Below are 13,810 nucleotides of genomic sequence, written 5' to 3' on the forward strand. Positions count from 1 at the left end.
GACCGTCGCCGCATCCCTGAAAGCCTGGTTTGTCGCCACCGCGTGATGTAGCTGGCACCGGGCGGCTGGTGTAGACGCACCCTCCGGAGCAATCATGCCCGACCTTGAAAAAGGGGCAGCGCGGCTTGAAGACCGTCTCGATCCTGCTGGCGGTGCTGGGCCTGGTGCTGATCACCGGCTTCACCGGCTGGCTCGGTGCCGGAGCGGTCCTGAAGGCGGTCGTTTCGGTCGGGGCCGCCGGTTTCGCCGCTCTGGTGGTCGCCCAGTTGGCGACCGACCTGATCCTGGCGGTCGCCTGGAGCGTCGCCTGTCCGCGGATCGGTCTGGGGCGGCTGTTCCGGTCGCGACTGGTCCGCGAGGCGGCCACCACATGCCTGCCATTCTCGCAATTGGGCGGCATCCTGATCGCCATGCGCGCCACCTGCTTCCCGGCGACATCGCGCGCCAGGGCGATCAGCTGGCCGGAGGCGTCGGCTGCCAACGTGGTCGACGTGACCACCGAGGTGCTCGGGCAGATCCTGTTCGTCGTATTGGGGTTGCTGTTCCTGCTGGATCGCCGGCCCGAGAGCAGCTTTGCCGGGCCGGTGGCGATCGGCATGGTGCTGATGGCCGTGGCGATGGCGATCTTCATCTGGGCACAGCGGAGTGCGTCCGGCCTGTTCCGGCGCGGCATCGACCTGCTCGGCAACCAGGTCGCCGGGCAATGGAAGGGCGCGCTGCAGAGCGGCATCGACAGCCTGCAGGAACGGCTGAACCGGTTCTACGAGTGCCCGGGCCGCATCGCCGCTGCCTGCCTGATCCATCTGTGCGCCTGGACCGCCGGTGCCGGCTGGGTCTGGCTCGCATACCGGCTGCTGGGCGCGCCGATCGGCTTCGGCGAGGCGATGGCGATCGAGGGGGTGGCCAGCGGCGTGCTGTCGCTGTCGTTCATGGTGCCGGCGGCGCTGGGCGTGCAGGAAGTGGCCTACATCACCCTCGGCAGCCTGTTCGGGCTCGACCCGCATCTCTCGTTCGGCCTGTCGCTGCTGCGCCGTGGCCGGGATCTGGCGATCGGCCTGCCGGTCCTGCTGGCGTGGCAGGCGGCCGAGATCAGGCGCCTCCGCAAGCCGTCGAGAATCATGGTCTAGAAGCGGCTAGCGGCCCGGCTTCGCCAGGTCGCGCATCGCCACGACCAGGCTCATGTGCGGGGCCAGGATGCGCTGCGGCAGCGACGGCAGGTAGATCCGGATGATGTCGAGCTTCTTGGAGTCCGGCAGCCTGGCGAACGAGGGACGCGCCGCGGCACCCTCGTCCCCGGTCTCGTAGCTCCTGGCGATGGCCGCGATCACGTCGTCCGGAACCGACGCCAGCAGAGCCTTGTGGGCCGGTCCGAGGGTGGTATCGCGCAACGGACCGGAAAGGGTGCGGGTCTCCGCGACCTTGGGTGCCTGGTAGGGCTTCAACCGGCTCAGCGGAAACTCGAGCTCGACGCCGTTGGCCTGCACCACGTAGCCGGTGCTGCCCTGGATATCGACCAGCTCGCCATCGTGCGATCCGTTCAGGTCCGAGACATGGTCGCCGATCGAGAGAGAGGCCATTGATGAGCTCCAGACGCCAAAACTGCCGCCAGGGGCTCACGGATCCGGCCGACAGGCAACCGTCGGCCGATCGTGCCGATCGATGCGATCAGCCGATGGTGCCACCGACGCTGTAGCCGCCATCGACCGGAAGGCAGATGCCGGTGATGAAGGATGCGGCGGGGCTGGCAAGGAACAGGGTGGCGCCGACCAGGTCGGTCGTGCTGCCCCAGCGCTTGAGCGCGGCATGGCCGGCGATCGCGTCATGATGGCGCGGCTCCGACCACAGCGCCTGCGTCATGTCGGTCTTGTGGTAGCCCGGTGCGATCGCGTTCACCCTTATGCCCTCGACGCCGAACGCATGCGCCAGTGCGCGGGTCAGTCCGAGCAGCCCGGTCTTGGAGGCGCAGTAGGCCGGAACATCGGCGTCGGCCAGGAACGACAGCATCGAGGCATAGTTGATGATGCAGCCGCCGTTCCGGCCGAGTTTCCGGCGGGCGGCCGTCGCGGTGCGCATCGCCGCGTTGAGATTGACGTCGATCACGTCGAGAAAGGACGCCAGCTCGTATTCTTCCTGCGGACGCGCAATGCCGGCCGCGTTCACCAGCACATCGAGTCGGTCCAGACCGTCGATCGTGCGCCCGATCGCCGCGTCGTCGCGCACGTCCAGCTGCGCGAACCGGATGCCGTCATTGAGCGGATCGTCATGCAGGGTCTCGAGTTTGCGCGCCGAACTACCGGTCGCCAGCACGGAGGCGCCGAGCGCTTGGAAGCCGCGTGCGAGATCGAGCCCGATCCCGCTGGTCGCGCCCGATACCAGCACCTGCCGGTCGCGAAACAGGCCGGGCGAGAAACTGCCGATGACGGCGGAGAATGATGCGTTCATGAACCTGGACCCTTACCAGCAGGTGTAGCCGGCGTCGGCCACGACGATGCTGCCGGTCAGCAGGCTCGCCGCTTCGGAGGCCAGGAACAGCACGACCGAGGCGACTTCATCGGTCCGTCCGATCCGGCCCATCGGCGTCGCGTCGAGCCAGGCATGTTTCAGGGTTTCATCCTGCATGCCGTAGCGGGTCATCGGCGTGTCGATGTAGGTCGGTGCCACCGCATTCACGCGCACGCCGCGTCTCGCCCATTCGGCGGCAAGCGACTTGGTAAGCTGGTGCACCGCCGCCTTGGACGCGTTGTACGATGCCTGTTCCTGCGGACGGTTCACCACCAGGCCTGACATCGAGCCCATGTTCACGATGGCGCCACGGCCGCGCTCCAGCATGGCGCGCCCGAATGCCTGGCACGACCAGAACACCCCGTTCAGATTGATGTCGATGACCTGTCGCCACTGTTCGGGCGTGGCGACTTCGGCGGCCACGCCGCTGATCGCGATGCCGGCGCAACAGACCAGGATATCGACCGGGCCGACCTCGCGCTCGATCGCGGCGGCGGCGGCTTCGAGCGCGTCAGGATCGACGACATCGACCAGTCGCCAGGAAACCTCCGCCCCCGACGCCGACAGGCTGGCAGCGCCCGAACGGGCCGCGTCCTCGTCGCGCTCGAGCAGCACGATGCGTGCGCCGGCTTCCGAGAGGGCTTCCGCGCAGGCCAGGCCGATCCCACGGCCACCGCCGGTGATGACCGCGGTCCGGCCGGTCAGGTCGTACTTGTCCAGGTAACGTGTCGACGCCAAGACATGGTCTCCGATCTAGTTGCTGGTTTGCAGATGCGAGCCGGCGGCCGTATCCGCTGCTTCCGCTGCCTCGAGCATGGTCCAGTAGAGTTCGCTGCTGGTGTAGGCGTGGTCGAATACCGGCTGCAGGCGGGCATAGGTCTCCATCCAGCGAGGATTGGGCTGGATCTCGCCGGTGAAGCGGACCAGCTGCGACACCGCTGCCGGCAGGTCCGGATAGAGCCCGATCCCGGTTCCGGCGAGCATCGCGCAGCCGAGCACGCCACTTTCTTCCGCCGCGGTGGTCAGGATCGGGCATCCGTACAGGCTGGCCTTGATCTCGAGCCAGAGCGGCGTCTTCGCGCCGCCGCCGGCGGCGACGACACGGTCGAGCCGGTTGCCCGCCGCTTCCATGATCCGCAGGTTGCGGGCCGCCGCGAAGGCGACGCCTTCCATGACCGCGCGGTGCAGGTGCCCGGCGCCATGGCCACTGGTGAGGCCGATGAACTGCGCCCGTGAGTTCGCGCGCTCGCCGAGCCGCTCGCCGTTCAGGTAAGGCAGGAACACCAGGCTGCCGGCGCCGGCCGGTACGCCGGCCGCGAGCGAGACGATCCGGTCGTATTCGTAATGGTTTTCATGGAACGCGCGCCTGGCCCAGCGCATCGCGTCGCCGCCGGCATCCAGGATGGTGAAGGCGGACCAGTTCGGCAGTGCCCCGCGCACGTTGCTGATCACCGGATGCAGCACCGGTGCGGTCGTGCACAAGGTCAGCAATGTCGAGGTTCCGGTCACGTCCGATGCCAGCCCCGGCTCGATCACGCCCGAACCGAGCAGCGCCGCCGGATAGTCGCTGATCCCGACGACCACCGGCGTGCCCTCGTGCAACCCGGTTTCCGCCGCCGCCTGCCGCGAGATTCCGGCCAGGACGTCGTACGGTTCACGGATCGGCGGCAACAGCTTCGGATCCAGCCCCAGACGTTGCGCGAGCGCATCGCTCCAGGTTCCGTGCCGGACATCGAACAGATAGGTGCAGGAGGCTTCCGGTGCGTCGATCGCGACGGCACCGGTCAGCCTGAAATTGATCCAGTCCTTCGGGCTCAGGACCAGCGCGGTGCGTGCATACGCCTCCGGCCGGTGCGCCTTGAGCCATTGCAGCTTGAAGCCCCACCACGCGACCGAAGGCGGGTTGCCGGCGACAGGAAGCAGCGCTTCCCAGGGCTGCTCCTGCATGAACGTGTCGAGCAGCGTGCGATTGCGCTTGTCGTTCCAGAGCGGCACCGCTTCGAGTGCCGGCTGGCCGTCCGCATCCACCAGCACCGTCGCATGCATCTGCCCGCAGGCGCCGATCGCGGCGACACGCGCGGCGGCACCAGGCAGCATGTCCAGCACGCGCCGGATCACCGCGACGGCGCCGGTCCACCAGTCGGCCGGCCGCTGCTCGGACCATCCGTATTGCGGCACGATCTGCTCGTGTTCGGCCGCCGCGAACGCCAGCGTTTCCCCGGTCCCGGTCAGCAGCGCCGCACGCACGCTGCCGGTGCCGACATCGATCGCGAGCAGCAGATCCCGGGCCATCAGGCGCGGCGCGGCCAGAACGAGGATTGCAGCAGCACCGCGATCAGGATGATGAAGCCCTTGACCACCTCCTGATGATATCCCGGCACGTTCAGCAGGTTCATGATGTTGCCGATCACGCCCAGCGTCAGCACTCCGATCAGCGTGTTCAGCGCGGTGCCGCGACCGCCCATCAGGCTGGCGCCGCCGATCACCACCGCGGCGATCACATCGAGCTCCATGCCGATGCCGACCACCGGCGACCCGACACCGGACCGGGCGGTGATGACGATCCCGGCCAGTGCCGACAGCATGCCCGACACGACATAGACCGAAAAGATGCGCGGGGTGACGCGGACGCCGGACAGTCGCACCGCCTCGCTGTTGGAGCCGATCGCGACGATCAGCCGCCCATAGGCGGTCAGCCTCAGGACGAAGGCGGTTCCCACGAACACCAGCAGCATCAGGATGACCGGCATGGGAATGCCGAGCAGGCTGCCCCGGTTGAAGCCGTCGCCGAGCCAGGCGCCGTTGTCGCCCATGAAGATCGGCCGGCCCTTGGACACGATCAGCGCCGAGCCGCGGGCGATGGTCATCACCGCGAGCGTCACCACGAAGGCGGGCATCCGGCGCACGGCGACGAAATAGCCGGCGACCGCGCCCAGCGCCCCGCCGGCCGCCAGGCTGACCGGGATGGCGATCCACAGCGGCTGGGTGGTGAGCAGCGAGGCGCACAGGATGCTGCCGAGCGCTGCCACCGAGCCGACCGACAGGTCGATCCCGCCGGTCAGGATCACCAGCAGCATGCCCATCGAGATGACGCCGGTGCTGGCCACCTGCCGCAGGACGTTCTCGATGTTGCGGCTGCTGAGGAAGCTGGTCGAGATGAAGCTCGCGATCAGCACCAGGACCACGAAAATCACGATCGTGCTGTAGTTGGCGGCGAACGACTTCGCGTCGAAACGCTGCTTCGCGTGGGCGCCGCCCGGCGCGTCGATTGTTCGTATCGTGGCCATCAGGCCTCCTCCGGAATCCGGTCCGCATGGTCCGCACCGACATGCGCCACGCTGCGCAGGGCAAGTTGCATGATCCGCGCTTCTGAAAACTCGTCGTGCGACAGGCCGCCGCTTATCCGGCCGCCACTCATCACCAGGATGCGGTCCGACGCTCCGATAACCTCGAGCAGGTCGGACGATATGATGATGACCCCCAGGCCGGCTGCCGCCATCGTCTCGATCAGCTGGTAGATCTCGGCGCGCGCGCCGACATCCACGCCGCGGGTCGGCTCATCGAGAATGATGATCTTGCAACCCGCGTCGAGCCACTTCGCCAGCACGACCTTCTGCTGGTTGCCGCCGGACAGGCTGCTCACCGGCAGATCGAGGTTGCGCGCACGGATCGTCGTGCGTCGCGCCACGTCATCGACCGCAATGCGCTCGGCGCCACGACGCAGCAGGCCGAACCGGTTGGTGAAGCGCCGCAGGGTGGTGAACGTCACGTTCTGCCGGATCGGCAACGCCAGGACGAGGCCCTGGCTCTTGCGATCCTCCGGCACCAGGCCGATCCCGGCGGCGACGCCCTGTCTTGGCGTACGGATCGTGACGGGCCGTCCGGACAGGCTGATCGTGCCGGTCTCCATCCGGTCGGCGCCGAAGATCGCGCGTGCCAGCTCGGTGCGTCCGCTGCCGATCAGCCCGGCGATCCCCAGCACTTCGCCGGCATGCAGGCTGAACGAAACGTTCTTGACTAGGCCTGAAGCAGACAGGTTCTCGACCCGCAGCAATTCATCGCCCTTGGTGCGTGCCACCTTGGGGAAAAGCTGCGACGTCTCACGCCCGACCATGAGCGAGATCAGCCGATGCTCGTCCATGCCGGCCACCGGGTAGGTGCCGACGGTACGGCCGTCCTTGAGCACGGTGATCTGGTCGGCGATCCGGAAGATCTCGTCGAGGCGGTGGGAGATATAGACGATGCTGACGCCGCGCCGCGACAGTCCCCTGACAACATCGAGCAGCCGCTCCAGTTCCGGTGGCGCCAGCACCGCGGTCGGTTCGTCCAGGATCAGGATACGGACGCGCCGCGACATCGCCTTGGCGATCTCCACCGCCTGCTGGAACGCAAGCGGCAGGTCACCGACCATGGCGCCCGGATCGATCGCGAAACCAAGCTCGTCCAGCAGGGCACGGGCGCGGACCCGCAACGACCGGATGTTCATCAGGCGCGGCAACTCGCCGAGGAAGATGTTTTCCGCAACCGTCAGGTCGGGCGCCAGGGCCAGCTCCTGGTAGATGATGCCGATACCGAGCGCTCGCGAGGCATGCGGCGAGTTGATGATCACCTTGTTGCCGCCGACGCGAATCTCGCCGGTCGTTGCCTGGTGCGCGCCGGCGAGGATCTTCATCAGCGTCGATTTTCCGGCGCCGTTCTCGCCAAGCAGCGCATGCACTTCGCCGGGCCGAACCGAGAACGACACGCCGTCGAGAGCCCTGATGCCGCCGAACACCTTGAAGATCCCGGTCATCTCGACCCCGGTGCGCTCCTGGCCATCGTTGTCGGCAGGCGTGCCGTTCGACAGCTGAGATGATCCGGTCGGCATCATGTCGGTCGGCTCAGAACAACGCGTCCGGCTTATAATACTCGGCGGCGTTCGCCTTGGTGATGGCGACGGGTGGCGTGTAGGTGATCTTCGCGATGTCGGCCGGGGCGGTCTTGTTGACGACCTGCACGGCGAGGTCGGTCGCCATCTTGCCGATGACCGCCGGATCGTTCAGGCCGGTGGCGCCATACTTGCCCTCCATGATCAGCTTGACCGCTTCCTTCTGGCCGTCTGCCGCTGCGAAGATCATGATGTTCTTGTCTGCCTTGCCGGCATCCTGGATCGCCCGCATCGCGCCCAGCGCCATGCTGTCGTTTTCCGCCAGCACCGCGTTGATGTCGGGATGCGCGGTCATCAGGTCTTCCATCGCCTTGACGCCGCCTTCCTGGGTCCAGCCACCCCAGCCCTGGCCGACCACCGTGAAGCCCGCATGCCCGACCTGGCGCAGCTGCGCCTCGATGATGCCGCCCATCACGCCGTCGCGCCGGGCCTCGCCGACCACGTTGCCCTGGTCGCCGCTGAGCAGGGCGATGTGCAGGTCCTTGTTCTTGACCTGGCCGATCAGCCAGTCGCCGATCATCCTGCCGTTCTCGGCGTTGTTGGACTGGATGGTCGTCAGCACCGGCGCCGAGGCATCGATCGAGCTGTCGACGATGATCACCGGAACATGCGCCGCCACGGCTTCCTTGGTGACGCCGACCAGGCCCTTGGCGTCCTTCGGATCCATGATCAGGATGTCGATGTTCTGCGACAGCATGTCCTCGACATCCGAGATCTGCTTGAGCATGTCGTTGTTGGCGTCGGCGGTCACGACCTGTGCGCCGAGCACCTTCGCCTCCTTCTGCACCGCCGCCTGCAAGGCTGCGTAGTAGGGCGCATTCTGGGTCAGCATCGACAGGCCGATCTTGACCGTCTTGGCCTCGGCAACCGGCGACCCGGCCGCGATGGCCACGCCTCCAGCCAGAAAGGCTGCCGCAAGAATCGTCTTCATGAACCTTGTTCTCCCCTTGAAGGCAGAGCCGGATGGTTCCGTAGCGTTGCCTTCTTATAAGGTAGCAATACAACATTAAGCGATCACGCAGGCAAGCATGAAACCCATATTTTGCGGTGCAAAAGATCATAGGAATGGTTGCATGCTGCTCTAATCGCGTAATAGAACTACCTAATCATGTTGCATCTAAGATGCGCTGGAAGGTTCATCGATGTCGGTTCCCCTGCCTACTTCCGTGCTTATCGCACCCGATGGCGAGATGACGGGGCGCACCCGGCGCTACGAAAAGCGCTACGACGATCTGCTGGGGCTGTTCGCGAACGAGGCGGCGTTCACCGAGATCGCCCGTACGCGCGGTGCCGAGATTGCCTATCGGGTGGACGAGTTTCGCCCCTCGGATCGCGCCGGCGACGTCATTTTCGGGACTAGCATGCTGTATCCGGGCAGGGTCGGTGACGAGTTCATCTTTACCCGTGGACATATCCACGCGGTCAGCGACCGGCCGGAAATCTATTTCTGCCAGTCCGGGCATGGCGTCATGCTGATGGAGCTTGCCGACGGCACGATCCGTACCGAGGAGATGACGCCGAACAGCGTGGTGTACGTGGCGCCGCACTGGATCCATCGCAGCGTCAATGTCGGGACCGAGCCGCTCGTCACGCTGTTCTGCTACCCGGCCGATGCCGGGCAGGATTACGACATCATCGCCAGCGCCGGCGGCATGCGCGACCTGATCGTCGATGACGGCTCCGGCGGGTGGACCCGAATTCCGAACCCGCGCTATCGGCCACGCGTGACCGGATCGGGAGCGGCGTAAGGTGATCGATATCGAGAACAGCCTGCTCGAGGCCACCGCTTTCGGTGTCATTCCGGTTGTGGAAGTGGACGGCGTCGCCGAAGCGGACGCGCTCGCGGAATCGCTGCTGGAGGCAGGCCTCGGGGTGGTCGAGGTGACGTTCCGCACCCACGCCGCCGCCGAGGTGATCGCGCGTATCGTCGAACGCTATCCCGACATGATCGTCGGCGCCGGAACGGTCATCGACCAGCGGGATCTGCATCGGGCCGCCGAAGCCGGAGCGCGCTTCGCGCTGGCTCCGGGACTCAGCCCGCGCATGCTAGACCTCGCGGCAGAAGCCGGCTTTGCCTATGTGCCGGGCGCGATGACGCCGTCCGACCTGCAGGCAGGGATCGAGCGCGGCATACGCACCTTCAAGTTCTTTCCCGCCATGCCGGCGGGCGGCATTCCGTTCCTGCGCGCCATTTCGGCTCCGTTCGCGCTGCACGGGCTTCGCTTCATCCCGACCGGCGGCGTGTCGGTCACCAATCTTGGCGAATGGCTGCGTGAGCCCGCGGTGGCTGCGGTCGGCGGAACCTGGATCGCCAGCCGCGCCATGATCCGGAGCGGCGACTGGGCCGGCATACGACGCAATGCCGGGGAGGCACTGCGAATGGCGCGCGAAGTGCGGGACCCCGCGGGATGACAGGCTTCGGTGCCGCGACACTGCCCACCTTGTATTTCATCGGTGTCACGACAGGACAATCGTCGATCATGACGATTTTTCCGCGCTGGGCCGAGGCGCTCGGCCTCATGCCCTGTGCCATTCGCGGAATCGACCTGCCGTTGCACGCGGAGCCGGAGGCGTATCGCGAGGTCGTCTCCTTTATCAAGAACGATCCGCTGTCGGTCGGTGCGCTGGTGACGGCGCACAAGATCGACCTGCTGCACGTAGCCGCCGACCTGTTCGACGAGCTGGACGATCATGCGAGCGCGCTGCACGAGGTGAGCTGCCTGTCCAAGCGCGAGGGCCGGTTGATCGGGCATGCGAAGGATCCGATCTCCGCCCGGCTGGCGCTCGATGCGGTTGTCCCGAAAGGACATTGGGGGCGACGCGGCGCGGCAGGCGGGGACGCGTTCCTGATCGGCGCCGGCGGCGCAGCGACCGCGATCACCTGGAACCTGATGCACCCGCCCGCAGGCGAGATGTCGCCGGGCCGGATCGTCGTGTCGGACGTGAGCGAGGCTCGTCTCGATGGCTTGCGACGCTTCCATGCCGGTCTCGGCAGCAAGGTGCGGGTCGACTACGTTCTGTCCGGTTCCACTGCCGACAATGACGGGATCCTGCGCAGCCTGTCGGACCGGTCGCTGGTGGTGAATGCGACCGGCCTGGGCAAGGACCGCCCCGGATCGCCACTTGGACAGCAGGCGCGCTTCCCGGCGGGCGGCATCGTCTGGGAGCTCAATTATCGCGGCGACCTGCTGTTCCTGGACCGGGCGGAACAGCAGGCGGCGGAGTTCGGCCTGACGATCTTCGACGGCTGGAACTACTTCCTGCACGGATGGACCCAGGTGATCGCCGAAGTCTTCGCGATCGAAATACCAACCTCGGGGCCGAAGTTCGAGGCACTGTCCGCGCTGGCCGGCGGCGCGCCCCGCCAGGCGGGAATAGGCGCGTGAACCGCATCCTGATCACGCCGCGCTCACTGACCCGCAACCCGGATCCGGCCCTCCAGGCGCTGGTGCTGAACGGCTATCGACTGGTGTTCAGCCGTGCCGGCGAAACCCCGGACGAGGCGACGCTGCTGGACCTGCTGCCGGGCTGCGTCGGCTGGCTGGCCGGGGTGGAACCGGTCAGCCCCCTGGTCCTGGAATCGGCACACGACCTGCGGGTGATCAGCCGTAACGGGAGCGGCTCCGACAACCTGCCGCTCGAGGTGGCGGAGCGCCTCGGCATCCAGGTGCTGCGGGCTGCCGGCGCCAACGCACGCGGCGTCGCCGAGCTGGCGATCGGGCTGATGCTGGCTTCGCTGCGGCATGTTCCCGAGCAGAGTGCCGCCCTCAAGGCCGGAAACTGGCAGCGGCGGCCGGGACTGGAGATCGAGGGCCGCACACTCGGCCTGATCGGCTGCGGTGCGGTCGGCCGGCTGGTCGCACGGTTCGCGCTGGCGCTCGATGCTCGGGTACGGGTGTTCGATCCCTATCCGGATGCAGGCTTCATGCCCGAGGGCGACTTTGCCTGGGCACCGCTGGAGCAGGTGCTCGAGGAGGCGGACCTGCTGTCGCTGCATTGTCCGATGCCCCTGAACGGGCTTGCGCTGCTCGACCGGCCGGTCATCGGCCGCATGCGCCAGGGCTGCCATGTGGTGAATACCGCCAGGGCGGCACTGGTCGACGAGGAGGCGATGCTGCAGGCACTCGAGAGCGGGCACGTGCGCGTCTATGCGACCGACGTGTTCGCGGTCGAGCCGCCGGCGCCATCGCGCCTGCTGGCCCATTCCAGGGTGATCGCCACGCCGCATATCGGCGGCCTGACTGCCGAGAGCATCCGTCGTGCCACGGTCGGCGCGGTCGAGAACCTGCAGGCGGCGCTGCGAAACCAGCCGGCGCGGCGATGACCGTCACCCGGCTTCTGCTGCCGGATCGTCTTGCGGACTGGCTGGCCGGGCCGATCGACGGCTTGGCACTGGCCTGGCTCGGGCAGGCCGGGTTCGTGCTGCGGCTCGGCACGACGGTCGTGCTGGTCGACCCGTATCTGTCCGACCATCTCGCAATAAAGTATTCCGGCACCCGGTTTCCGCATGCGCGCATGATGCCGGCGCCGATCGCCCCGGACGGGTTTCCGCGCGTCGATCTGGTCGTGTGCACCCACCGTCACAGCGACCACATGGATCCCGGCACGCTGCCGGTGTTGGCGACCAGCCATCCCGAGTGCCGGTTCGTGGTGCCGGCATCGGAGCAGGCACATGCGGAACGGCTTGGCCTGCCGCCATCGCGGACGATCCTGGCTGAAGCCGGACAGAGTCTGCGGCCGCTGCCCGGGATCGACCTGACCTTGCATCCGGTGCCGGCGGCGCATGAGCAGCTGGAGCGGGACGAGCAGGGCCGGTATCGTTTCCTCGGCTACTGCATCGAGGCGGACCGCCGGCGCCTCTATCACAGCGGCGACTGCATTCCCTACGAGGGGCTCGTGGAGACGTTGCGTACCCTCGCGCCCGACCTGGCGCTGCTGCCGGTGAACGGACGCGATGCGGAGCGTGCAGCGGCCGGCGTGCCGGGCAATTTCACGCTCGACGAGGCAGTGGCTCTCTGCGGCCATGCGAACATCTCGACGTTGATCCCACATCATTTCGGGATGTTCGCCTTCAATACCGCCGATCCGGAATCGATCGATGCCATGGCCGTGCGTCAGGCCGAGCTTGGGCTGCAGCCTGGACTTCTGCGGCCCGACGCGCGACATGCCTTCCTGCTCGGCCGGGAAAAGCCCGAAATCCGTCCGGTGCAGCAGCAGGAGCACGATGTCGATCGGGGATGACAGGGCTGCGGGCAGTTCGGACCGGACCGCGTCGTCCGGCCGGAACGTGCTCGAACTGATACTGGTCCGGCTGCCGGATCTTCGGAAATCCGATCGCCGGGTCGCCGAGCATGTCCTGTCCGATCCGCAGGCGGCTCTCGTCGCGACCGTTGCCGAGACCGCCCGCAAGGCCGGGGTCAGCGAGCCGACGGTGATGCGCTTCTGTGCGGCGCTGGGTTTCGACGGGTTCCAGGATTTCAAGCTCAAGCTGGCGCACAGCGTGGCGCTTGGCGTGCCGGCCACGCAATCTGTGCTGGACAGCACCGACACGCCGCAGAAGCTGACCGACAAGGTGTTCGACTACACCATGACCAGCCTGGACTGGGCCCGCAGCCAGCTCGATCACGAGGCGGTGGCGCAAGCGATCGAGATCCTGACTGCGGCAAAACGGATCGAGTTCTTCGGTTTCGGCGCATCCTGGATCGTGGCTGCGGACGCGCAGCAGAAATTCCCGCTGTTCGGCGTGCCGTGTGCCGTGCACTCGGACTCGCACCAACAATTCATCGCGGCGTCGATGATGCGGCCGGGCGATGTCGCGGTAGCCATCTCCAATACCGGCCAGACCACCAGCCTGCTCGACGTCATCCGCGTCGCACGCGACGTGGGAGCGACGGTGATCGGCATCTCCGGGCGGACCGGCGGCCGGATGAACCGGCTTTGCAACCTGTTGCTGGTGATCGAGACACTCGAGAACACCGACGTCTACACCCCGACCATTTCCCGGCTGGCCGCACTCGTCCTTGTCGACATCCTGGCCGTGGGTGTCGCCATGCGACGGGGTGGCGAGCATCAGCAGCGTATCGCCGGCATGAAGAAACGGCTCAGCGCGATGCGATCGCGCGGGTTCGCGTTGGACGATGACGATGATTAGGCCGGGATGAAGCGGGCTTGAGTGAACTATAGCTGAGCTGGCTCGACGGCTGGAGGCGCAGCGCATGGGCTGCATTAGTCTGAGCCATCGATCCCCGGCAAACTAGCGCGAGAGACGTTTGCAGCCACGTTCATGCTGGCGGTTGCAGCAGCCTTAGAGCTTGAAGGAGTGCACTTGGAGGTATGGTGACGGGTGCTGCTTTGAGTGCGGTATGCAGGTCCAGGCCTTGC

The 13,810-nt window shown here is 66.9% G+C and carries 14 protein-coding genes; 7 read left to right on the plus strand and 7 right to left on the minus strand.

The features are described 5' to 3' along the window. The first annotated feature begins 125 nt into the window (after positions 1–125). Positions 126–1,127: a lysylphosphatidylglycerol synthase domain-containing protein gene (locus HN018_RS00170; protein WP_172443409.1), complete on the plus strand. Its 1,002-nt coding sequence runs from the start codon at positions 126–128 to the stop codon at positions 1,125–1,127. A gap of 6 nt (positions 1,128–1,133) precedes the next feature. Here HN018_RS00170 and HN018_RS00175 read toward each other — a convergent pair whose 3' ends face one another. The 7 genes from HN018_RS00175 to HN018_RS00205 form a co-directional block, all read right to left on the minus strand. Then, positions 1,134–1,577 carry a hypothetical protein gene (locus HN018_RS00175; RefSeq protein WP_171834278.1) on the minus strand — a complete coding sequence of 148 codons (444 nt, stop codon included), beginning with the start codon at positions 1,575–1,577 and terminating at the stop codon, positions 1,134–1,136. 88 nt (positions 1,578–1,665) lie between these two features. Next, positions 1,666–2,442 (minus strand): SDR family NAD(P)-dependent oxidoreductase, encoded by a 777-nt coding sequence (locus tag HN018_RS00180; RefSeq protein WP_171834279.1) that lies wholly within the window; start codon positions 2,440–2,442, stop codon positions 1,666–1,668. Between the two features lie 12 nt (positions 2,443–2,454). Next, positions 2,455–3,240, minus strand: coding sequence for an SDR family NAD(P)-dependent oxidoreductase (locus HN018_RS00185; protein WP_171834280.1), 786 nt, complete (start codon positions 3,238–3,240; stop codon positions 2,455–2,457). Between the two features lie 15 nt (positions 3,241–3,255). Further along, entirely contained in the window at positions 3,256–4,794 is a 1,539-nt protein-coding gene (locus tag HN018_RS00190) for a xylulokinase (protein ID WP_171834281.1), read from the minus strand. Continuing rightward, on the minus strand, positions 4,794–5,789 hold the full coding sequence (locus tag HN018_RS00195) for an ABC transporter permease (protein WP_171834282.1): 996 nt from the start codon (positions 5,787–5,789) through the stop codon (positions 4,794–4,796). The genes HN018_RS00190 and HN018_RS00195 overlap by 1 nt, the downstream gene beginning before the upstream one ends. Continuing rightward, positions 5,789–7,372 carry a sugar ABC transporter ATP-binding protein gene (locus HN018_RS00200; protein WP_204259617.1) on the minus strand — a complete coding sequence of 528 codons (1,584 nt, stop codon included), beginning with the start codon at positions 7,370–7,372 and terminating at the stop codon, positions 5,789–5,791. Before HN018_RS00200 ends, HN018_RS00195 begins: the two co-directional genes overlap by 1 nt. Positions 7,373–7,382: 10 nt before the next feature. After that, on the minus strand, positions 7,383–8,360 hold the full coding sequence (locus HN018_RS00205) for a substrate-binding domain-containing protein (protein ID WP_171834283.1): 978 nt from the start codon (positions 8,358–8,360) through the stop codon (positions 7,383–7,385). A 211-nt stretch (positions 8,361–8,571) separates the two neighbouring features. Here HN018_RS00205 and HN018_RS00210 point away from each other — a divergent pair, with 211 nt between their 5' ends. From HN018_RS00210 to HN018_RS00235, 6 genes are read left to right on the plus strand one after another with little or no spacing between them, the layout of a single operon-like run. Then, positions 8,572–9,177 (plus strand): glucose-6-phosphate isomerase, encoded by a 606-nt coding sequence (locus HN018_RS00210; RefSeq protein WP_204259618.1) that lies wholly within the window; start codon positions 8,572–8,574, stop codon positions 9,175–9,177. A gap of 1 nt (position 9,178) precedes the next feature. Continuing rightward, complete coding sequence (locus tag HN018_RS00215; protein WP_204259619.1) at positions 9,179–9,841, plus strand: bifunctional 4-hydroxy-2-oxoglutarate aldolase/2-dehydro-3-deoxy-phosphogluconate aldolase; 663 nt, start codon at positions 9,179–9,181, stop codon at positions 9,839–9,841. After that, positions 9,838–10,815 carry a shikimate dehydrogenase family protein gene (locus tag HN018_RS00220; RefSeq protein WP_171834284.1) on the plus strand — a complete coding sequence of 326 codons (978 nt, stop codon included), beginning with the start codon at positions 9,838–9,840 and terminating at the stop codon, positions 10,813–10,815. Before HN018_RS00215 ends, HN018_RS00220 begins: the two co-directional genes overlap by 4 nt. Next, entirely contained in the window at positions 10,812–11,753 is a 942-nt protein-coding gene (locus HN018_RS00225; protein ID WP_171834285.1) for a phosphoglycerate dehydrogenase, read from the plus strand. Before HN018_RS00220 ends, HN018_RS00225 begins: the two co-directional genes overlap by 4 nt. Then, positions 11,750–12,670, plus strand: coding sequence for an MBL fold metallo-hydrolase (locus tag HN018_RS00230; protein ID WP_171834286.1), 921 nt, complete (start codon positions 11,750–11,752; stop codon positions 12,668–12,670). The genes HN018_RS00225 and HN018_RS00230 overlap by 4 nt, the downstream gene beginning before the upstream one ends. Beyond that, positions 12,654–13,580, plus strand: coding sequence for an SIS domain-containing protein (locus HN018_RS00235; RefSeq protein ID WP_171834287.1), 927 nt, complete (start codon positions 12,654–12,656; stop codon positions 13,578–13,580). Before HN018_RS00230 ends, HN018_RS00235 begins: the two co-directional genes overlap by 17 nt. Positions 13,581–13,810: the final 230 nt, after the last annotated feature.

This window comes from Lichenicola cladoniae (assembly GCF_013201075.1).
Classification (GTDB): domain Bacteria; phylum Pseudomonadota; class Alphaproteobacteria; order Acetobacterales; family Acetobacteraceae; genus Lichenicola; species Lichenicola cladoniae.